A 21,328-nucleotide genomic window follows, 5' to 3' on the forward strand; every position below is an offset into this window, starting at 1 on the left:
GGTCAGATGTGCGCGGGGCGGGCCGGCGACCGGCGCCCGGCCATGCTCGGCCGGTCGGCACGGCCGTGTGCGCATCGTGGTCGCGTAACACCGGCGTCAAACCGGCGGCCGTAGAATGGGTGGCGCAACTGAGCCGCACCACAGGCTGTGGGCCCGCAACAACCGACTTCAACAACCGCGGAGGAGCCGCGGACAGCCGGCAGACCGGGCAACCTGGGGACGGCATGAAGGAGGCTCGATGACAACTGACAATGATCAGCAGCAGATAACGCCTGCTGACGCCGGCATCGTGGACACCGGCACCGGCAAAAAGGGACCGGAGGAGCATGATCTTCCGGCCTCGCTGAAATCCGATATGGACCTGTGCCTGGAGATTCTGCGTCAGGTGCTCAAGGAATTCGATCCGACGCTGCTCGCCACCTTCGACAAGGTGCGCGACGACGCGGTGGAGGCCAGCGCCGAGCACTTCGGCGGCGTGGATCCGCATCCGGACGAGGATGGCCTGAAGAAGGCCGCCGAGATCATCGACAACATGCAGCTGGGCGACGCGCAGCTGCTCGCCCGCGCCTTCACCACCTACTTCCACCTGGCGAACCTGTGCGAGGAGAACTACCGCGTCTCCGTGCTGCGCCAGCGCGAGGCCGCGGTGCAGGGCGACCAGGCCGTCGACCCGGTGAACGAGCTGACCGTCGCCTATCACCAGCTCATCAACGAGATGGGCCCGGCCAAGGCCAAGGAACTGCTCGACCGCCTGGAATTCCATCCGGTGTTCACCGCCCATCCCACCGAGGCGCGCCGCAAGGCCGTCGAGGGCAAGATCCGCCGCATCGCGGAGCTGCTGGAGGAAGGCAAGACGCTGGGCGGCTCCGACAAGAAGGAGAACCTGCGCCATCTCTACAACGAGATTGACGCGCTGTTCCGCACCTCCCCGATCGCGCTGAAGAAGCCGACCCCGGTGGAGGAGGCCGACACGATCCTCGATATCTTCGACAGCACGCTGTTCGATACCATCCCGAAGGTGTACCGCCGCTTCGACGACTGGATTCTGGGCGACAAGGCCGGCCTGGTGCAGCCGGTGTGCCCCGCGTTCTTCCATCCGGGCAGCTGGATCGGCTCCGACCGCGACGGCAACCCGAACGTGACCGCCAAGGTGAGCCGTCTGGTGGCGCGCAAGTTCTCCGACCATGTGATCGCCGCGCTGGAGCGCGCCTGCCGCACCGTGGGCAAGAACCTCACGATGGAGAGCCGCACCACGCCGGCCAGCGCCGAGCTGCTCTCGCTGTGGAACCGTCAGAAGGAGCTCAGCGAGCGCCTGACGGAGAAGGCGTCGCTGATCTCCACGCAGGAGATGCATCGCGCCGTGATGCTCGTGATGGCCGACCGCCTGCACTATACGATCGAGCGCGACGCCGACCTCATGTACCACTCCGCGGATGAGTTCCTGGCCGACCTCAAGGTGGTGCAGCGGTCGCTGGCGAAGGCCGGCGCGCCGCGCTCCGCCTACGGTCCGCTGCAGGATCTGATCTGGCAGACGGAGACCTTCGGCTTCCACATGGTGGAGATGGAGTTCCGCCAGCATTCCGTGGTGCACGCCCGCGCGCTGGAGGACATCCGCGAGCACGGCCTGCACGGCGAACGCGGCCCGCTGCAGCCGATGACGCACGAGGTGCTCGACACCTTCCGCGCCCTGGGCTCGATCCAGAAACGCAACGGCGTGCGCGCCGCCCGCCGCTACATCATCTCGTTCACGCAGAGCGCGCAGAACGTGCGCGACGTGTACGAGCTCAACCGCCTGGCGTTCGCGAACCCGGCCGACGCCCCGATCCTGGATGTGATCCCGCTGTTCGAGCAGCTGGAGGATCTGGAGAACTCGGTGGACGTGCTCGAGGAAATGATCAAGATCCCCGAGGTGCAGGCCCGGCTCAAGGCGACCGGCGGCAAGATGGAGGTCATGCTCGGCTACTCCGATTCTTCGAAGGACGCCGGCCCGACCTCGGCCACGCTGGCGCTGCACTCCGCGCAGGAGCGCATCGCGAAGTGGGCCGAGTCGCATGACATCGACCTGACGCTGTTCCACGGCCGCGGCGGCGCGGTCGGCCGCGGCGGCGGCCCCGCGAACCGCGCGGTGCTCGCGCAGCCGGTCGGCTCGGTCAAGTGCCGCTTCAAGCTCACCGAGCAGGGCGAGGTCATCTTCGCCCGCTACGGCAACCCGGTGCTGGCGATCCGCCACGTCGAGTCCGTGGCCGCCGCGACGCTGCTGCAGTCGGCGCCGTCGGTGAGCAAGACGAACACCGAGATGACCGCCAAGTACGCGGGCATGGCCAAGGCGCTGGACAAGGCCTCGCACGAGCGGTACCTCGACCTGCTCAACACCGAGGACTTCGCACCGTGGTTCTCCACCGTGACCCCGCTGGTGGAAATCGGCCTGATGCCGATCGGCTCCCGCCCGGCCAAGCGCGGACTGGGCGCCAAGTCGCTGGACGACCTGCGTACGATCCCGTGGATCTTCTCGTGGGCGCAGGCGCGCATCAACCTGGCCGCCTGGTACGGCCTGGGCACCGCGTGCGAGCAGTTCGGCGACCTGGCCACGCTGCGCAAGGCGTACGAGGAGTGGCCACTGTTCTCGACGTTCATCGACAACATCGAGATGTCGATCGCTAAGACCGACGAGCGCATCGCCAAGATGTACCTGGCGCTGGGCGACCGCGACGACCTGCGCGACAAGGTGCTGCACGAGATGGAGCTCACCCGCAAGTGGGTGCTCAAGATCGTGGGCGACGAATGGCCGCTGCAGCACCGCCATGTGCTCGGCCAGGCCATCCGCATCCGCTCGCCGTATGTGGACGCGCTGTCCGTCACGCAGGTGCTGGCGCTGCGTTCGCTGCGCAAGAAGGTGGACAAGGAGGAGCTCAGCCACGGCCGTCAGCAGGGCTTCACCTACCTCATCCTGTGCACCGTGAGCGGCGTCGCCGCCGGCCTGCAGAACACCGGCTGATCGGCTGGTGATGCCGGCTGGTGATTGGGCCGGCGCGGCAGGAGCCACATCAACGCGAGGGGCCGCGCATGCATGTGAGCATGCGCGGCCCCTCGCTTACGTTCCGACATCTCCGTTGCCGCCGCAGGCGTCGCAGCGCTGTGGCTGTATGCCGGGCTGCACGCCGGGCCGCATGCATCCGTTGACACGAGTTCTAACATGTTAACGGAGAATTCTTACATGTTAGCGGAGCTTGTAAGGGGAGATGTCAGCGGAACTCGAAAACGCCGGAATGACGCGGCTGATAGGCTTCGGCAGATTCTTTCATGCAAGCTTTCATGCAAGCAAGAATGAAAGAACGTGGGCGGCAAACCCATCGCTGATGACCGTCCCGCGTCCCAATCCGCTCCCCACGGGTAGCCAAATTGGACGCCAAGCATTCACATCGAGGAGTTCCGGCCGTAAGCCCATGACTGTGTCCAGCCGCGACCACCGCCACCCGCATTGCCCGGCAGCGCCTCTAAAATGGCGGCGAAGCACATGACCGCCCAGACCTGGGGCCGGGACCGAAGGAGGAACCGATGACCGAACCGCTCGCCGACGACGCGCAGGAGAACGGCGCCAACGCCGTGTGGAGCCGCATGCTGGCCGGCAACCGCCGCTTCGCCGAGGGCAAGCCGGAGCACCCGTGGCAGGATGCGGAGACGAGGGAGACGTTGCTCGACGCACAGCGTCCGGAGGCCGCCGTGCTCGCCTGCTCCGATTCGCGCGTGCCCCCGGAGATCGTGTTCGACCAGGGCCTGGGCGACCTGTTCACGGTGCGCACGGCCGGCCAGATGCTTGACGACGCCGTGGTCGCGTCGTTGGAGTACGCGGTCACGACGCTGGGCGCGCGTCTGCTGGTGGTGATGGGCCACGAGAACTGCGGCGCGGTACGGGCCGCGGCCGCTGAGTTCGACGCGCTGCTGGAACGCACCACCGCCGAGGCCGAGGGATCGTTGGAAACCGCCGAGGTGATGGATTCGCTGGACGAGCGCATCCTGGAGGCGGCCACCCCGTTCCTGCGTCATGTGGGCCTGTCGGTGTGGCAGGCGCGCGAGGCGGAGCTGGAGTCGCCGGAGGATATGGAGCGCGTGCATGTGGCGCGCACGATCGAGGAGCTGGTCACCCGATCCGAGACGATCCAGCAGGCGCTGGCCACGGACCGTCTGATGATTGTCGGCGCCCGCTACCGCCTGTCCGACGGCAAGGTCGAGGTGCTGAGCTTCTGACGCAGGGGGCGTCCGGCAGCTGACGCCGGACGTCCCTCCGGCAGACTCCACGCCGATGCCCGTCAGATGCGGACGATGTCGATCAGACGGATCGTCTCGGGGCGGCAGCGCGGGATCCGCACGCCGACGGTCGCCAGTGCGGCGCCGGCCAGCGTCGCGCTGGCGGCACCGCGCTCAGCGCCGAGCGGCCCGCCTTCCGGCAGTGGATCCCAATCCGGACGCGACGCGGCGTCGAGGCCCGCGCCCCTGCCATCGGGACCGGCCCAGCGCAGCCGGTATCGCGCATCGGGGACCAGCCCCGGCACGCGCAGCCACACGCCGCGGTTCGACGCCGATTCATCTATCTGCACGTGGGCGATCAGCGCCCGTGAGCCGTCCGGCGCGACGACGCCATGCGCGAGCACGGCCGGGTCGGTCACGTCAAGGCGCGTCATGCGCCCGAAGTGCAGGAAGCCGCGCTCAGCCTTGTACCAGGCGATCCATTGGGCGAGCCGGTCCAGGTCGGCGTCGCCGGCCTGCCGGATGTCCCATTCGATGCCGAAAGAGCCGAACACGGCCGTGGCGGCGCGGAAGTCAAGCGCATAGGTGCGGCCAGTCTGGTGCGAGGTGGGGGCGGACACGTGCATGCCCAGATACTCGGGGGCCACGGTCTGCATGCTCCAGCGCTGGATGCGCTGGCGGGAGAGCGCGTCGGTCATGTCGGAGGTCCACACGCGCTGCACCTGTTCGATGATGCCCAGATCGATGCGGCCGCCGCCGGAGGCGCATGACTCCCATGCGATGGCCGGGAAACGACAGCGCAGCGCATCGAGCAGCCGGAGGAACGCCAGCGTCTGCCGGCGCACGGCCGGCACCCTGCCGCGGGCGTTCGAGCCGGCTTCGAGAAGCTCCCGGTTGTGGTCCCATTTGACGTAATCGACCGGGCATTCCGCGAGCACCGCAGTGATCTGGCCGAGCACATGGTCGAAAGCCTCCGGAATGGTCAGATCGAGCACCTGCTGGTGGCGGTGCGGCAGCGGCATGCGGCCGGCGGCCTGCAAAATCCAGTCGGGGTGGGCTCGGAACAAATCGGAGTCGGGGTTGACCATCTCCGGCTCGAACCACAGGCCGAACTGCATGCCGCGCGCATGCACGGCATCGGCGAGCGGCCGCAGCCCCTCGGGCCACACGTCGCGGTCCACCCACCAGTCGCCCAGGCCGGCGGTGTCGGTACGGCGGGCATGGAACCAGCCGTCGTCGAGCACGAACCGCTCCACGCCCAGACGGGCCGCGCGCTCCACTAGGTCGAGCACCACGTCGGGCCGCTGATCGAAATACAGCGCCTCCCATACGTTGAGCGTGACCGGCTGTTCGGCCGGGTGCGCGGGCAGCGAGCGCTGCCAGGCGTGCAGACTGGCGGCCACACCGTCGAGCCCTTGGTCGGAGGCGGTGACCACGACCCATGGCGTAGCGTACGTCTCGCCCGGGGCGAGCGCGACCTCGCCCGGCTGCAGCAACTCGCCGGCGAATACGGCGGCGCCGTCCTCGCTGATGCGGTCGACCGCCAGCACCGTGTTGCCGCTCCACGCGGGCTGCACGCCGAGCATGGAACCGGAGCCGAACGAGAACCCGGCGGTGCCGGCGATCAGCGACGCGCCTTCGTACCCGGGCTTGCCGCGGCGGCCCTCACGCACCCAGGTGCCGTCGGCCACCCGGTGGCGCTGCGGCTGCCGCTCCCGCTCATGCCGGCCGGTGAAATCGAGGAACTCGGTCTGATCGTCACGCAGCGGCACGCACACCTCCAACCCATCGACCACATAGGTGCCGGCTGACACGTTGGTCAGCGCGTGGCGGATGCGCAGCGATCCGCCGGCCATCGCCTCGATGTCGGTGGCGAGGGCCAGACCGGCGCCTGCATCATGCGCGGCGATGGTCAGACGGCTGTCCGCGGCGCGCGGCGAGGCGTCCAACGTGAACCGGGGCGTCCAGTCCATGCCGACGGCCAGGCCGCCGCCGGCCTCGGCCATGACGCGGTGGCCGCGCAGCGCGGGCCGGCCGAACGCACCCAGCGCGTGTTCGGCCAGCAGCGGAGCGCGGCGGGGCGTCTGGCGCGGCAGGTCGGCGAACGGCGCGGGGTCGGCGCAGCAGACCACGGCGAGGACGTCGGGCAGGTCGTCGCCGGCGTCGGCGTCGGCGAGCGCCAGGCGGGTGACCGGGGTGTCGGCGGGGGCGGAGGGAAACAGCATCGGCGGTCCTTTCTTCAGGCTTTCCTCAGGGGATGACGGCCAGCGGGGCGGCTGGTCACTTAACGGAGCCGGCCACCATGCCTTCGATGAAGTAGCGCTGGAGGAACAGGTACAGCACCACGACCGGCAGGGCGGCCATGAGCGCGGCCGCCGCGCCGACGCCGAGATTGTTGGAGTTCGAGGCGAAGAACGACGCCACGCGCGGGGCGATCGGCTGCATCGACGCGTCGGTGATGAGGTAGTTCGACAACGCGTATTCGTTCCACACGCCCACGCTGGTCATGATCACGACGGTGGCGGTCACCGGCTTGAGCAGGGGCAGGATTAGCGTGAAGAAGATGCGCGGTCTGCTGGCGCCGTCCATCATGCCCGCCTCGTCGATCGATTCGGGGATGGCGCGGATGAACGCGGTGTACAGGAAGATGGCCAGCGGCAGGTTCGTGGTGCTCAGCACGAGCACGATGCCCCAGTAGGAGTTCACGCCGCCGATCTGCACGAGGAATGAGTACCGCGGCACGAGGATGGACAGCGGCGGAATCATCATGATCGCGAGGATGCCGGCGGAGACCAGTCTGTTGCCGCGCGTGCGGCGACGGGCGAGCGGGTAGGCCGCGGCCGCGCCGACCAGGCAGGTGAGGACGGTGGAGCACAGGGTGATGATCACGCTGTTGCCGATGGCCCTGAGGATTCCGCCTTCGCTGATGGCGGTGGCGAAGTTGGACCATTCGAAGTCCGTTCGCAGCGTCAGCGTGGACGACAGGTCGCTGGAGGGTTTCGAGGAGGCGCAGATCGCCAGCCAGAACGGCAGCAGCTGCAGCACGCAGACGATGATGAGGAACAGGTAGGCGAGCCAGCGGGTGTTGCGGTGGCTCTTCCGGCCGACGATGTCGAGCCGGTCGCCGGTCGAACGTGTGGTGGCCATGGTCATGGTCGTTCCCTTCCTTCCGATGGTTCCGTCAGTTCCAGCCGAGCCTGTCGAGTCCCTTGTTCATCAGCGTGGTGACCAGCGCGATGACGATGAACAGGACCACGCCCATGGCCGCGGCATAGCCGGCGTTCTGGTTGTCGAAGTACTGGATGCTGATGTAGGTGGACACCGAGTTGGTGGAGTAGCCCGGACCGCCGCCGGTCAGGACCTTGATGACGTCGAACAGCTTGAGTCCGCCGATGAGGTTGAGCACCACGGAGGTGGTGAACGCGGGCTGCAGCAGCGGCAGCGTGATGTTCCAGAACTTCTTCCAGCCGGTGGCGCCGTCGAGGCTGGCGGCCTCCATCACGGACTGGTCGAGGGTCTGCAGGCCGGCGAGGTAGATGATCATGGAGACGCCGACGAACTGGATCGAGTTGATGACCGTGATGATGATGACGGAGGCGGTCGGGTTGTTGAACCAGGCCTGCTTCTGGAATCCGAGGGCCGTCATGACAGTGTTCAGCGCGCCCTGCTGGTACTGGAAGATGAAGTAGTACATCGTGCCCATGATGACCGGGGCCACCAGCGCGGGCAGGTAGATGATGGCGCGCAGCAGGTTACGTCCTTTGATGCGGGCGTTGAGCAGCAGCGCCAGGCCCAGACCCAGGATCTGCTGGATGATGGTCGAGCCGATGCCGTAGATCAGCGTGTTGATGAGGACGAGCTTGAAGTTCGGTTCCTTGAACAGCTGCTGGTAGTTGAGCAGGCCGACGAAGCTCTTGCTCGGGCTGTAGCCGTCCCAGTTCGTCAGGGACAGCACGAAGCCGTTGATCAGCGGATAGACGATGAACACCACGAGAATAGCGATCACCGGCAGGTAGAAGAGATTGATGGATGATCCGCGGAGGCGGCCGCCCCGACGGGCGGGGGCTGCGGGATGGTTCCGGGAGGCGCTCATGTCCGTTTCTTCCTTGAGGTCGTGGATGGATTGCCCGTGCGATGCGCGTGCGAAGGGTCCGGCCCGCCGCGGATGCGGCGGGCCGGGTGGGGCCGGTGTGAGGAGTCCGGCCCCGGGTCTGTCACTTGGCCTTCTTCGCCCACATGGTGGTGAAGTTGGTGTTCATCTGGTCGGCTGCGCTCTTGGCGTTGAGCTGTCCGGTGATGAGGCCTTCGGTGGACTTGCACAGGGTGTCCCACATGCCGTCCGGCAGATAGATGCAGTCGAAGAACGGCACGGTGCGCGTCTTCTTCTCGCTCACCCAGTAGTTGTAGGTGTCGTTGATCTTGCCGAGGTTGACCTTGATGCCCTCAAGCGCGGAGTCGTTGTTGGTCATCTGGGTGAGCTTGGTCATGTTGGCCGGCTTGGCGAGGAAGTCGATGTACTTCAGGGCGATGTCCTTGTTCTTGCCGGTCTTGGAGGCGCCCACGGCCCAGTCCTCGCCGATGGTCACGTAGCGCTTGTCGCTCTCGGTGGGGGTGGCCATGAAGCCGAGGTTGACGTTCGGGTTGAAGGTCTCGATCTGCGCGGAGTGCAGGTTGGAGCGGAAGTAGAAGGCGGCCTGGCCGTTGGCCATGAGCTTCTCGATGTCGTCCTGGGTGGCGGAGGTGTAGTCCGGGTTGAAGTAGCCGTCCTTCGCCCAGCCGGAGATCAGACCGGTCTCCTTCTCGTACACGGCGGGATCGAACTTGCCGCTCTTGAGCTTCTTCAGCTCGGCGTCGTCGTACCAGGCGGAGGCGGTGAGGTCGGCGAGGTCGCCGGCGATGGCGGTGTCCTTGCCGCCGGCCACCACGCAGGTCAGGCCCGCCGCCTTGACCTTCTTGCAGGCGGCGTTGAAGTCGTCCCAGGTGTTGAGGGAGTTGGGATCGACGCCCACCTTGTCGAGCACGTCCTTGTTGTAGAGGACGCCGGTGACCTGGATGTCGAGCGGCAGCGCGTAGAACGTGCCGTTGGCCTCCTTGAAGGCCTCCTTGGTGATCGGCTTCATCTTGGAGGCCCAGCTGCGGTTCTGCAGCGGCTCCAGGAACTCGGCGTAGCGGTCGCGGGACCAGCCGTGCGTGTTCCACAGGTCCGGGGCGTTGCGGGCGGCCAGTCGCACCTTGATGTCATTCGTGAAGTCCTGCGAGGCGGGAATCAGGTTGATCGTGACGCCGGGGTTCTCCTTCTGGAACTCGTCGGTGATCGACTGCAGGGTCTTCAGGTGCACGGAGCCGGTGGCCATGCCGGTGATGAAGTCGAGCTTCTTGCCTCCCGCGGAGCTGGATCCGCAGGCGGAGAGGGCCGTGAGCGCCAGCACTGCGGAGGCGGCGCCGGCGATGATCTTGGTGACGTTCCTGGTCATTGTCACTCCATTGTTCTGGTCGTATGTCGGATACTGCACTGCGTTGAGCAAGGACTGCTGCGTCGGGAGTCCGGCGGAAGCCCTCCGGACTCGGTGACGTGATTCTACACGAGTAGATTCCGGGTGCAAGCCACACGGGCGGAATCGGCGTGCCCCGATAGCGATGGCAGCGCTGCCATCGTTGGAATTGCTGTGCTTTAGTCTCTTCTATCTTCGGAGCGGATTCCCGACAGTTGTCTACGAAAGGCGACACCCCGGACGCTACTCGCGTAGATTCTACGGTAGACTACAGGGGCATATGGGCGGCATGGCGCCGCCGGGAACACGAACCGGGCGACATGCCCCAGGGGAATGGACGCATCATGGTCACAGCAACGAAGGGCACGGCGACGAGACGCGCCACGCGTGCCGACGTCGCGCAGCTCGCACAGGTCTCCACCGCAGTGGTGAGCTACGTCTTCAACAACGGGCCGCGCAACGTCGCGCCCGACACGGCCGAGAGGGTGAGGGACGCGGCCCGCAAGCTCGGCTACCGCCCCAACTCGATGGCGCGGGCCCTGCGCACCGGCTCGTCACGCACCATCGGCATCATCGTGCCCGACCTGTCCAACCCGTTCTTCTCCGACGTGTACGACGCGCTGGAGACCTCCGCCGCACGGAACGGCTATTCGACGATGTTCATGGCCTCGCACCAGGACCCGGACAAGGAGATGGACCGCGTCTCCAAGCTCATCGCCCGCAACGTCGACGCGATCCTCATCGCCTCCGCGCAGCCCACATCGGCGCTAGCCGGCGTCCCCCGCAAGGACTGCCCCTTCGTCTTCATGGACCAGACGCAAGCCGTGCCCGGCGCCAAGTGCGTGTCCACGGACTTCCGGGCGGCCGTGCAGCTCGCCGTGCACCATCTGATCGGGCACGGGCGACGCAGGATCGCCATGCTGTCCGGCAAGGCCGACGAGGGGCTGGCCGACAAGCGCATCCAGGGCTGGTACCAGGCGTTCAGCGACAGCGCCATGCCCGTGGGCGCCATCGAGCAGGCGCACTACACCAGGCAAGGCGGCTATGAGGCGACCATGGCGCTGCTCGACCGCGACGATCCGCCGGACGCGATCTTCGCGGATTCCGACCTGGAGGCCATCGGCGCGCTGCGGGCACTGCACGAGAGAGGAGTGCGCATCCCGGAGGACATCGCGGTCGTCTCCTTCGACGGCACCGTCGACTCGGGCTACACCTGGCCCTCCCTCACCGTCGTGCAGCAGAACGCGCAGGCCATCGCGGACTGCGTGCTGCAGGCGGCCCTCCACCCGGACGACACTCCCGACCTCCAACTGCTCGACACCCGGCTGATACCGCGCGAGTCCTGCGGCTGCGTGGAGTGACCCCGCCCTGCGCGCCCTGCCCCTACGCGCCGAGACGGGCGCGCAGGGCGGCGAGGAAAGCATCGGCCTGACGGGAGAAGCGACGGGTCGGCTTCCAGATCACGGACAGGCCGGCGTCGCAGCGCGGTTCGAGCGGTCGGAAGGTGAGCGGACTGTCGCCGCTGACGTTGATGATGCCGTCGAGCGCCAGGGCGCAGCCCAGCCCCTCGGCCACCATGACGGCGCCTGTTGAGCAGGTTGTACGTGCCGACGACGTGCAGCATGCCCTCGTTGAGCCCGTCGCCCCACACGCCGAACTGCCGGTCGACGCGGGTCTGGCGCGACAGGATCAGCGGCGTGGACTTGAGATCCTCCACGGTGACGCCCTCCTTGGCCGCAAGCGGGTCGTCGCGGCGCATGATCAGCCCCCACACGTCGCGCGCCGGCACCGGGATCCACGAGTACTTGGACCCGTCGAAGGGCTCGAAGACGAGCGCGAAGTCCAGCAGCCTCGCGTCGAGCTTGGCGACGACGTCCTCGGAGTCGCCGCTGTAGACATGGAAGCGCACCTGCGGATGCTCCTGCGCCACGTCGCGCATGGCCCGCACGAGGTAGCGCATCGCGGCGGTCTCGCCGGCCCCCACGTACACCGGACCGCCGAGGGGCCGGTCGAGCGAGGCGAGCTCGCGTTCGGCGCGGTCGGCGAGCGCGACGATCTCCTCGGCCCGTTCGCGCAGCAGCTCGCCGGCCGGGGTGAGCGTGATGGTGCGGCTGCCGCGTTCGAACAGCTTCTGCCCGAGGCGCTGTTCGAGCTCCCTGATCTGCCGCGACAGGGACGGCTGGGAGATCATGAGGTATTCGGCCGCGCCGGTGATGCTGCGCTCCTCGACGATCGCCAGGAAATAGCGCAGGATGCGCAGGTCCATCGTCGACTGTTCCTTCGCATGACTCATGTTCACAGCATATGCGCCCGCGTCGGGCATAGCCATCCGGCATGGTTCCGCCCCGGAATGCCCCGTCAGGGGGTCCTGGCCGGAGTGTCCGCGCCACGGAACGATTCTCATTAGGCGCGTGCGAGCGAACCTCACATTCCCGCACATCCAAGCACAGGCTGGAGCCTTGGAATTCCAAGGCTCCAGCCCGCTTCATGTTCGATTCCCCGGTCCCGACGCTCGCACGCGCTTAGTGAGAATCATTCCGTGGCAGAGCGCCGCCGGCGGGCCGAAGACCGGCCGCGACCGGCCAGCGACAGGCCAGCAACAGACCGGAGATTCCATCCAGTCATCTGGACGAAATCGTCAAGTCCGTCAAATCCGTCCAGCCACTTGGACGAAATCACACATTCCAATCGAATCCGTCCACATCACTGGACGGAACAGCGCCATCCCGATGCCAGGGGAGCGAAACGGAGCCCGTCGGCCTCCCCCGCCCCGCGCAATGACGCCCCGCTCCCGTAAGCTGGGAGGCACTATGTCACTCGGATTGAACATCGTATTGATATTCGTCTTCCTTCTGATTGGCGCCGTGTTCGCAGGGACGGAACTGGCGCTCGTCTCCCTGCGGGGCTCGCAGATCGAGCAGATGGAGCAGGAAGACGCCCGCGGCGCCCGCGTGGCGAAGATCGCCCGCGACCCGAACACCTTCCTGTCCACCGTGCAGATCGGCGTGACGCTTTCCGGCTTCCTGTCCGCCTCCTTCGGCGCCTCCTCAATCGCGCCGTTCATCATCCCCGTGCTCGAGGGCTGGGGCGTGCCGCCGGCGGTGGCCAACCCGCTGACCACCGTGGTGCTCACGCTGGTCATCTCCTACTGCTCGATCGTGATCTCCGAGATGGTGCCCAAGCGCATCGCCATGCAGAAGGCCGAGCAGATCTCGCGCGCGGTGGTGCCCGCGATCGACGCCTTCGCCACGATCTGCAAGCCGATCATCTGGCTCATCGGCAAGAACACGAACGGCATCGTGCGCCTGCTCGGCTTCGACCCGAACGAAACCGACTCCCAGGTCAGCGACGAGGAGCTGCGCGTGCTCGTCAACACCAACACCTCGCTGAGCAAGGACGAGCGCACGATCCTCGACGACGTGTTCGACGCCTCGGAGACCATCGTGGCCGAGGTGATGCGCCCGCGCGCCGACGTGGTGTTCCTCGACGGCGACCAGCCGATCGCCGAGGCCGCCGCCTTCGTGCGCGACCTGCCGTACTCCCGTTACCCGGTCACCGGCCGCGACTTCGACGACGTGCTCGGCTTCGTGCACGTGCGCGACCTGCTCGACGTGCGCGATCCGAATGCCAAGACCGTGCGCGACGTCACCCGCGAGGGCATCGCCCTGCCCGGCACCTCCAAGCTGCTGCCGAGCCTGGAGCTGCTGCGCAAGCGCGGCATCCACCTGGCCGTCGTCATCGACGAATACGGCGGCACCGACGGCATCGTCACGCTCGAGGACATGACCGAGGAGTTGGTCGGCGACATCCGCGACGAGTACGACCTGCCCACCGAACCGGGCGGCCCGCGCCGCGAGGGCACCGTGTTCGTGAACGGCCGTGCCTCCATCGACGGCGGCACCACGCTGGAGGACTTCGAGGACCTCACCGGCATCGAGCTCGAGGACGGCCCGTACGAGACGGTCGCCGGCTACTTCCTCGCGCACACCGGCAAGATGGGCGCGGTGGGCGACGTGCTGCACTCCGACGACGGCTACGACATGGAAGTCACCCGGGTGGACGGCCGCCGCATCGAGACGATCGAGGTGCGCAAGGCCGGCGCCCCGGACCACGCGCCGGCCGCGGCGGAGGAGTCCCCCGCCGCGGCGTGACGCCGACGGCCGGGCCGGCCGTCACCGCTCGCGGTGCACCTTGGTGTAGGAGCCCTCGGCGCGCGGCCGCACCACGATCGAGTCGATGTCCACCGTGTCCGGCTGGTCGAGCGCCCATCGCACACATTCGGCGATGTCCTCGGCCTTGAGCGGGTCGGGCACGCCGGCATAGACCGCGTCGGCCTTCGCCTGGTCGCCGCGGAAGCGATGGACCGAGAACTCCTCGGTGTGCACCATGCCCGGGGAGATGTCGACCACGCGCACCGGCTCGCCGATCTGCTCCAGGCGCAGCACGCGCGCCATCACCCGCTCGGCGAACTTCGACGCGCAGTACCCGGCGCCGCCTTCATACGGCTCGATGCCGGCCGTCGAGGAAATGACCAGCACGGTGCCCGCGGACTCCTTGAGCGCCGGCAGCAGCTTCTGCGTGATGCGCAGCGTGCCAAGCACGTTGAGCTCATACATCGCGCGCCAATCGTCCAGGCTGGCGGTGGCCACCGGGTCCTTGCCGAGGGCGGCGCCGGCGCAGTTGACGAGCGCCTTGACCGGCCCACCGGCCAGCACCCGCTCCACCGCGGCCTGGGTCGAGGCCTCGTCGGTGACGTCGCATTCCTCCCAGCTCACCGCCGGGCGGCTTTCCGCCGCGTTCACCTCCTCGGCGAGCGCCTCCAGCCGTTCCGTGCGCCGCGCGAGCGCGACGACGGTCCAGCCGTCGGCCGCCAGCGCGCGCACGGTGGCCGTGCCAATGCCACTCGAGGCGCCGGTGACCACCGCCCGTCTGATGTCCTTCATGTCGTCCTCCTTGTCGATCCAGGGGTTGTCCCCTGATTCCATCGTGCCACCGGATCGGGGCCGGACCCTGTTGCCAGTTCACACGATGAGGCCTTCCCATCTCGTGAACTGGAAACGCACAGTCCCACACATGGGCCGCCGGCGCGCATCGGCGGAATTCCGCCGTTCCCCGTTTCATGGGGACGCATATGAACACGTGTGCCAGTTCACATGTCGCGCTGTTCCCATCGTGTGAACCGGGACGTAGACTGGAGACACCCCCTATCGATGCCGAGAAAGGAGTCCACCATGACACTCGCATTCACCGTTCCGGGTCTCGACGAGGCGGCCTCGGAGAAGGCCGTCGCGATCCTGCAGGAACGCCTCTCCCAGGAGCAGGAGGCCGCGCTGGTCCTCAAGCACGCGCACTGGAACGTGACCGGTCCGAACTTCATCGCCGTGCACGAGATGCTCGACCCTGAGGTCGAGTCGGTGCTCGCGCAGGCCGACGAGACCGCCGAGCGCATCGCCACCCTGGGCGGCACGCCGGACGGCCGTGCCGACGCCATCGTCCGCCACCGCACCTGGAAGCCCTTCGACGTGGAGGGCCGCCAGTCCACCGAGACCTACCTCAAGGCGCTCATCGAGTACTATGACGCGTTCATCGCCGCGGACCGCGAGGCCATCGCGGAGCTCGACGACCTGGACCTGGTCTCCTCGAACATCGTGCAGGACCACGTCGCGCAGCTCGAGAAGTTCCAGTGGTTCATGAGGAGCCACCTGGCCTGAGCCTTCGCCGGACAGGGCGCCCGGGTCCCCTCCCGACGGGGGACCCGGGCGCCCTGTCCCATAAGATGGGTGGTAAGACGGAACCGACCGGGAAGGGAACCTTGGAAGTCTTCGAACTCATCCTCTGCATCGTGGCCGCCGTAGTCGTCAGCTCGTTCCTGGCGCGCTTCATCCCCAAGGTCTCCACACCACTGGTGCAGATCATGCTCGGCGCCCTGGTCACGCTGCTGCCGGTGTTCCCGCATGTGGAGCTCAACCCCGAGCTGTTCATGGTGCTGTTCATCGCGCCGCTGCTGTACCTGGAGGCGCGCGAAATCGACAAACGGGCGCTGCTGCGCAACCTCGACGTCAGCCTCTCACTGGCCATCGGGCTGGCCCTCGCCACGATGGCGGCGGTCGGCTTCGCGCTCAACGCGGTGTGGCCGGCTGTCCCGCTGGCCGCGGCGCTGGCCCTCGGCGCGGCGCTCGGCCCCACTGACGCGGTGGCCGTCAACTCGCTGGGCAAGGAGGCCTCGCTGACGAAACGCCAGCGAGGCGTGCTCCAGGGGGAGTCACTGTTCAACGACGCCTCCGGCATCGTCGGGTTCCAGTTCGCGATCGCGGCGGCGATCACCGGCGACTTCGCGGTGGGGAAGGCGACCGGCGAGTTCGCGGTAGCGTTCCTCGGCGGCGCCGCGTTCGGCCTGGTGGTGGCGGCCGTCGTCAACGTGCTGTTCGAGGGGATGCGGTCGGTGGGCTGGGAGACGACCACCACGCGCATCCTCATGGAGCTGTTCCTGCCGTTCCTGGTGTACATGGGCTCCGAGGAGCTGCAGGTCTCCGGCATCCTGGCGGTGGTGGCGGCCGGGCTGGCCACGCGCTTCGACCGCACCGGCGTGGGGCCGAACGTGGCACGCACGAATATCGTCTCCGCCAGCGTGTGGCAGGTGCTCTCGTTCTCGCTCAACGGCGCGGTGTTCATCCTGCTAGGCATGCTGCTGCCGGACGCGATGCGCGCCAGCTGGGTCGACCCCACGATCAGCAACTGGCAGCTGGCGGCGGTGATCCTGATGGTCACGGCGGTGGTCATCGGCATGCGGTTCGTCTGGGTGGCGGCGATGCTGCGGCTCACCCGCGACCGGCGCACGCACCGGCGCCGCCGGATGACGGCGGAGCGCTGGCGCTCGGCCGCGGTCATGACCTTCGGCGGCACCAAGGGCACCATCACCCTGTCGCTGATGTTCACGATCCCCTACGCGGCGGCGGGCGGCGTGCCGTTCCCGATGCGCGACGAGCTGCTGTTCGTGGCGGCGGGGGTCATCGTGCTCACACTGCTGCTCGCGAACTTCCTGCTACCGCTGCTCGCGCCGCACCACGGACGCGACGGCTCGGCGGAACTGGACCGCATCACGATCGACGTGCTGCGCGGCACCATCGAGGAACTCACCTCGCGCATCACGCCGGACAACCGGCGGGCGGTGCTCATGGTCATCGGGCAGTACACGCAGCGCATCGGCCGTCTCGGCCAGCGCTCCGGCGGCACCGACCCGGCCGGGCTCGAGCGGCTGCAGATCGAGGCACTGCACTGGGAGAAAGAATTCGTACGCGACCGGCTCGCCGAGGTGCGGGCGCATCCGGCGGCCGACCCTGCCCAGCAGGAGCTGGACGTCGAGGCCTGCGAGCGCATCCTCGACCAGATCATGAACACGCTGCGGCATGCGGCGGGCGACGCGGCCAGCAGCAGGCGGCACGCGGTCTCGCAGGTGCGCGGGCGGATGCGGATGGCGCAGCGGCGGGCCACCAGCCTCGCCAAGCGGGTGGTCAGCAAGATCCGTCACACCGCGCCGCTGGTGAGCGAGGACCAGATCTTCGCGCGCACGCGCGAGCTGCAGGTGGCGGCGATCGAGCGGGTGATCGCACGCCTGACCGAAGAGATGCGGGGCACGCGCTACAACACCGAGCATTGCTCGGCGCTGCTGCTCGACTACCGGCGCGCCGAGGCGGCGCTGCGCGCGCGCCCCGCGGTCGGCGACGGCGCGGCGGCCGTCGCGCAGGCCGAGGAGATCAAGCGCGAGAGCTACGGCATCGAGCTCGGCCTGGTGCGGGACATGCTGGAGGCCGGCGACATCACCCGCGCCCAGGCCAAGGCGTTGCGCAGGAACATCTATGTGATGCAGGTGGACGCCGACTCAGGCGTCTGAGCCGCAGCCGCCCGCGCCGGGCCCGCGCCGGGCCGCCTACTTCTTCCTGACCGCCACCCACAGGCTGCGCACGAGCAGCGCGGCGAGGTAAAGCGCAAACAGCACCTTGTTCGCCTCGGGGGAGACGGCGCCGGCCACCCACGTGCCCAGTGGCGTGATCACCGCCGCCGTGACGCCGATGATGAGCGCGGCCTTGACGTGCACCATGCGCCGGCGCACGTTGGCGATGGTGGTGGTGATGGCGTTCGGGAACATCGCGAGCAGCGAGGTGCCGCGCGCGATGAGGTCGGAGGCGCCGAAGAGGATGGTGAGCGCCGGCACGCAGATGGCGCCACCGCCGATGCCGAGCAGACCGGCCAGAATGCCGGCGATGACGCCGAACACCACCAGCCCGGCGACGGTCGCGGCGTGCATCTCGATCTGCGCGTCGCGCGACGGATTCGACATCACCTGGTTGACGATCACGAACACGAGGAACACCACGAACGCCCACCGCAGCACCTTCTCGGGCAGCCGCGCGAGCAGCCAGGAGCCGATCTGCCCGCCGACGAGCATGCCGCAGAACACCAGCGTCGCGGCAATCCAGTCCACGTTGCCGTTGACCGCGTAGGAGCAGACGCCGGAGATGGAGGTGGGCACGATGGCGAGCATCGAGGTGGCGGCCGCGTGCCGCTGGGTCAGGCCGAGCCAGACCAGCGCCGGCACGATGACAGTGCCGCCGCCGATGCCGAACAGGCCGGAGAGGATGCCGACCGCCACGCCGACGGCGAGCAGCACGACGGTGCCGCGGGGGGAGTCGTCGAGATGGTTCTCCTCCAAATCGGCCGGGGTGTAGTGGGGACGGTGGGACTGGTCGCCGGCGGGCGCGGGGGCCGCGTCGGACTTGAGCTGGGTCTGGGTCATGCGCCCAGTCTACGACCGGGCGCGGCCGCGCGGCCGCCCGGCCACCGCGTGGTGGTCCCGGCGGCCCGCCGCGCCAGCGCGCGTTCAGAGCACGCCGGGGGCGATGTCGTGTACGGCCAGCCAGCCGCGCAGGTCGGCGAACTCCGCCAGGCTCACCGAATGGTCGAGCCCGCGGTAGCTCTTGGTGGTGAGGAAGGTGTGCTCCTCCAACCACGCGGCGGTGGCGTACAGCTCGTACTTGGGAATCACGCCGTCGGCCTGGCCGTAGGAATACCAGACCGGAATGTGCAGGCCGGGCAGACGGTCGTCGGCGGGCGCGGCGCCGGGCACCTCGCCCGGCGCGAGGAATCCGGACAGCGAGACGGAGGCCCGGTAGCGCTCCGGATGCACGCGCAGCAGGTGGATCGCCAGCAGGCCGCCCTGCGAGAAGCCCAGCGGCACCACGGCGCGGTCGTCGGGCACATGCGCGGCCACCCAATCGTCGACGGCCTTGGCGGCGGCGTAGGCATCGCGGTCGAGGTCCTCCCCGGCGGGCACGCAGTCGTGGAACCAGGAGTAGGCGCCGACGCCGAAGCCGAACTCGCCGCTGCCGGCCTCCTGGAGCACCAGCGGCGCGCGCAGCGAGGCGTAGTCGTTGTACGGCGCCACATAGCGCATCATGTCCGCCAAGTCGTCCTCGTTGGACCCCCAGCCATGCAGCAGCAGGAACAGGGGGCGGCGCGGCGCCGCGTTGCCGCCGCCGCGCGACCACACGGCGTGCGTGACCTCCAGCGGCTCGCCAAAGCGGCCCGGCAGCACGGTGGATTCACGGCCGATGAGATGCTCTTCGCTCATACCGTCTCACTATACGTCAGTGGCGTGGCCGGGCGGCGGGCCCCGGGGCGCCGGCGGCCGTCACTGCGCGGCGGCGCCGGCGTCGGCCGAGCCGTCCACGTCGATGGTGGCGAGCGTGCCGCCCCATGCCCGCTGCAGCTTCTCCATGGTCTGCCGCGGCCCGAACGCCATCCATTCCTTGCCGGACAGCAACCGCCATTCGGTGCCGGCGGGCAGCTTATCGGCGTGGTCGTCGAGCAGGCCGACGATCTGCCCGCGCACCAGCCCCTGGCCCATGGCCGCGGCCGCGGGGGAGTCGAAGACGGCGTAGGCGTCGGTGGTGTCCATGCACGCGCTCGCCGAGGCGATGCCGGGGTAGCCGCTGGTGGGGATGTCCGTCCAGCCGCCGGCGCACGGGCCGCCGGCCGCCTCGAGGCCGGCCTTCATCTCCTGGGTGCTGGAGATCGGGGCGTCGTCGCGCACGGCTTCCTTGACGATGCCCTGCGGGAACAGGATGCCGACCGCCACGCCGACGACGAGCAGCAGCACCGCGGCGAGCAATGCGACGATGCCGCCGGTGCCCACCGACGTCCGGCTGGTCTGCCAGGGCGTGTGGTGCCGGGCCACGGCGATGAGCACGATGGTGAGCACGACGAGCACGCCGGCCGTCAGCGCGATCCAGCGGCCGGGCACCGGCTTGAGCACGCCGATGGCACCCGGGGCGATCTCGTGGATGGCGGAGGCGAGGCCGGCGAGCATCGCCAGCACGCCGACGGCGCTGGCCACATGGCCGAGGCGGCGCCCTTTGGCGCCGAGCACGTCGCCGCGGCGGCGCGCGGCCTCGGCGCGGCGCCGCTCCCGGCGCACGCGACGGGAACTGATGGTGCCATCGTCGCCATCGTCGTAGCCGCCGAACGCCTCGCCGTCGAAGAAATCATCGTCGTCGCTCATGGCTCACCCCTTCCGTCATCGAGCCATACCGTCTCCAGTCTAGCCGCAACCGGCGCGCACGGACGGGGGTGGGTAGGCACGCGGCGCGGCGGGACGGCGGTGGGCGGCCGCGGCGGTCCGGCGGCCGGGAGGCATCGGCGGGCATAAAGAAACCCCGGCGGGGTTGGCCGCCGGGGAGAGAAAGGAGAGAGAAGAAGAAGAAGAAAGGGGTTTCAGTTGTCGGGAACTGCTGCGCTCCTGGCCAGCTCTTGCTGACATCTCCGATGTAACCACCCGATGCTGAACGCATCTCACGTTTTCTCTGATAACTTGCTGGGAATCCGGCGGCGTTCCTCCCCCTTCCGGCCCCCGTCGCCGGCCGCCCTTCCCCGCCTCGCACTAGACTGGTCCCACAGTAGTGACCCCGACCTTTGGGAGACCGACATGCTGTTGTCCGACCGCGACATCCTCGCCGCCCAGGCAGCCGGCCACATCTCGCTCGACCCGTGGACCCCGGAGATGGTGCAGCCCGCGTCGATCGACGTGCGGCTCGACCGCTTCTTCCGGCTGTTCAACAACCACGCCTACACCTACGTGGACCCGGCCGAGAACCAGGGCGCGCTGACCGAGCAGTTCGCGGTGGACCCAGACGAGCCGTGGATCCTGCACCCGGGCGAGTTCGCGCTCGGCTCCACGTGGGAGTACGTCAAGCTCGACCCGACCGTCGCCGCGCGCCTGGAGGGCAAGAGCTCGCTGGGCCGCCTCGGCATCCTCACGCATTCGACGGCCGGGTTCATCGACCCCGGCTTCGAGGGTCACATCACCTTGGAGCTGAGCAACGTCTCCACACTGCCGGTGAAGCTCTGGCCGGGCATGAAGATCGGCCAGATGTGCTTCTTCCGGCTGAGCTCGCCCGCCGAGCACCCGTACGGTTCGCAGGGCACCGGCTCACATTACCAGGGCCAGCGCGGCCCCACCCCCTCCCGCTCCTACGTGAACTTCTACCGCGCGCATATCGACGACTGAGCGGCGCGCCCCCAGTGAAGACCTCAGT

At 68.3% G+C, this 21,328-nt stretch carries 15 protein-coding genes and 1 pseudogene; 7 read left to right on the forward strand and 9 right to left on the reverse strand.

What is annotated here, in order from left to right:
- Positions 1 to 238: 238 nt before the first annotated feature.
- Both H7U32_RS07915 and H7U32_RS07920 read left to right on the forward strand, forming a co-directional pair.
- Entirely contained in the window at positions 239 to 2,995 is a 2,757-nt protein-coding gene (locus H7U32_RS07915; RefSeq protein ID WP_204469536.1) for a phosphoenolpyruvate carboxylase, read from the forward strand.
- A gap of 560 nt (positions 2,996 to 3,555) precedes the next feature.
- The gene (locus H7U32_RS07920) at positions 3,556 to 4,245 is read left to right on the forward strand and encodes a carbonic anhydrase (protein WP_239457623.1); all 690 of its coding nucleotides are present in this window, start codon (positions 3,556 to 3,558) and stop codon (positions 4,243 to 4,245) included.
- Positions 4,246 to 4,307: 62 nt separating this feature from the next.
- Here the strand turns inward: H7U32_RS07920 and H7U32_RS07925 are convergent, their stop codons facing one another.
- From H7U32_RS07925 to H7U32_RS07940, 4 genes are all read right to left on the reverse strand, one after another.
- Positions 4,308 to 6,470 carry an alpha-galactosidase gene (locus H7U32_RS07925; RefSeq protein WP_204469537.1) on the reverse strand — a complete coding sequence of 721 codons (2,163 nt, stop codon included), beginning with the start codon at positions 6,468 to 6,470 and terminating at the stop codon, positions 4,308 to 4,310.
- Positions 6,471 to 6,525: 55 nt separating this feature from the next.
- Positions 6,526 to 7,398 carry a carbohydrate ABC transporter permease gene (locus H7U32_RS07930; RefSeq protein WP_239457624.1) on the reverse strand — a complete coding sequence of 291 codons (873 nt, stop codon included), beginning with the start codon at positions 7,396 to 7,398 and terminating at the stop codon, positions 6,526 to 6,528.
- Between the two features lie 28 nt (positions 7,399 to 7,426).
- Positions 7,427 to 8,338, reverse strand: coding sequence for a carbohydrate ABC transporter permease (locus H7U32_RS07935; protein WP_204469538.1), 912 nt, complete (start codon positions 8,336 to 8,338; stop codon positions 7,427 to 7,429).
- Positions 8,339 to 8,459: 121 nt separating this feature from the next.
- The gene (locus H7U32_RS07940) at positions 8,460 to 9,719 is read right to left on the reverse strand and encodes an ABC transporter substrate-binding protein (protein WP_204469539.1); all 1,260 of its coding nucleotides are present in this window, start codon (positions 9,717 to 9,719) and stop codon (positions 8,460 to 8,462) included.
- A 362-nt stretch (positions 9,720 to 10,081) separates the two neighbouring features.
- Here H7U32_RS07940 and H7U32_RS10845 point away from each other — a divergent pair, with 362 nt between their 5' ends.
- Positions 10,082 to 11,098 (forward strand): LacI family DNA-binding transcriptional regulator, encoded by a 1,017-nt coding sequence (locus H7U32_RS10845; protein ID WP_239457625.1) that lies wholly within the window; start codon positions 10,082 to 10,084, stop codon positions 11,096 to 11,098.
- A gap of 311 nt (positions 11,099 to 11,409) precedes the next feature.
- On the opposite strand, the pseudogene H7U32_RS10850 reads toward H7U32_RS10845, so the two are convergent.
- Positions 11,410 to 12,177: pseudogene (locus tag H7U32_RS10850) on the reverse strand (LysR family transcriptional regulator); the annotation flags it as partial.
- A 370-nt stretch (positions 12,178 to 12,547) separates the two neighbouring features.
- Here H7U32_RS10850 and H7U32_RS07950 point away from each other — a divergent pair.
- A complete protein-coding gene (locus H7U32_RS07950) occupies positions 12,548 to 13,888 on the forward strand; it encodes a hemolysin family protein (protein WP_204469541.1) in 1,341 nt (446 codons plus the stop codon).
- A gap of 21 nt (positions 13,889 to 13,909) precedes the next feature.
- Here H7U32_RS07950 and H7U32_RS07955 read toward each other — a convergent pair whose 3' ends face one another.
- Positions 13,910 to 14,722 (reverse strand): SDR family oxidoreductase, encoded by an 813-nt coding sequence (locus H7U32_RS07955; RefSeq protein ID WP_239457626.1) that lies wholly within the window; start codon positions 14,720 to 14,722, stop codon positions 13,910 to 13,912.
- A gap of 246 nt (positions 14,723 to 14,968) precedes the next feature.
- On the opposite strand from H7U32_RS07955, the gene H7U32_RS07960 reads away from it, so the two are divergent.
- Positions 14,969 to 15,448: a Dps family protein gene (locus H7U32_RS07960; protein ID WP_204469542.1), complete on the forward strand. Its 480-nt coding sequence runs from the start codon at positions 14,969 to 14,971 to the stop codon at positions 15,446 to 15,448.
- A 101-nt stretch (positions 15,449 to 15,549) separates the two neighbouring features.
- The gene (locus H7U32_RS07965; RefSeq protein WP_204469543.1) at positions 15,550 to 17,628 is read left to right on the forward strand and encodes a Na+/H+ antiporter; all 2,079 of its coding nucleotides are present in this window, start codon (positions 15,550 to 15,552) and stop codon (positions 17,626 to 17,628) included.
- A 36-nt stretch (positions 17,629 to 17,664) separates the two neighbouring features.
- Here the strand turns inward: H7U32_RS07965 and H7U32_RS07970 are convergent, their stop codons facing one another.
- The 3 genes from H7U32_RS07970 to H7U32_RS07980 all read right to left on the reverse strand — a co-directional run bounded on the left by H7U32_RS07970 (position 17,665) and on the right by H7U32_RS07980 (position 20,295).
- Positions 17,665 to 18,531 carry a sulfite exporter TauE/SafE family protein gene (locus tag H7U32_RS07970; RefSeq protein ID WP_204469544.1) on the reverse strand — a complete coding sequence of 289 codons (867 nt, stop codon included), beginning with the start codon at positions 18,529 to 18,531 and terminating at the stop codon, positions 17,665 to 17,667.
- A gap of 84 nt (positions 18,532 to 18,615) precedes the next feature.
- On the reverse strand, positions 18,616 to 19,365 hold the full coding sequence (locus tag H7U32_RS07975) for an alpha/beta hydrolase (RefSeq protein ID WP_204469545.1): 750 nt from the start codon (positions 19,363 to 19,365) through the stop codon (positions 18,616 to 18,618).
- Between the two features lie 60 nt (positions 19,366 to 19,425).
- Entirely contained in the window at positions 19,426 to 20,295 is an 870-nt protein-coding gene (locus H7U32_RS07980) for a hypothetical protein (RefSeq protein ID WP_204469546.1), read from the reverse strand.
- 423 nt (positions 20,296 to 20,718) lie between these two features.
- On the opposite strand from H7U32_RS07980, the gene dcd reads away from it, so the two are divergent.
- Positions 20,719 to 21,300 (forward strand): dCTP deaminase, encoded by a 582-nt coding sequence (dcd, locus tag H7U32_RS07985; RefSeq protein WP_204469547.1) that lies wholly within the window; start codon positions 20,719 to 20,721, stop codon positions 21,298 to 21,300.
- Positions 21,301 to 21,328: the final 28 nt, after the last annotated feature.

The sequence above is a fragment of the Bifidobacterium pullorum subsp. saeculare genome (assembly GCF_016899725.1).
Taxonomy (GTDB): domain Bacteria; phylum Actinomycetota; class Actinomycetes; order Actinomycetales; family Bifidobacteriaceae; genus Bifidobacterium; species Bifidobacterium pullorum_C.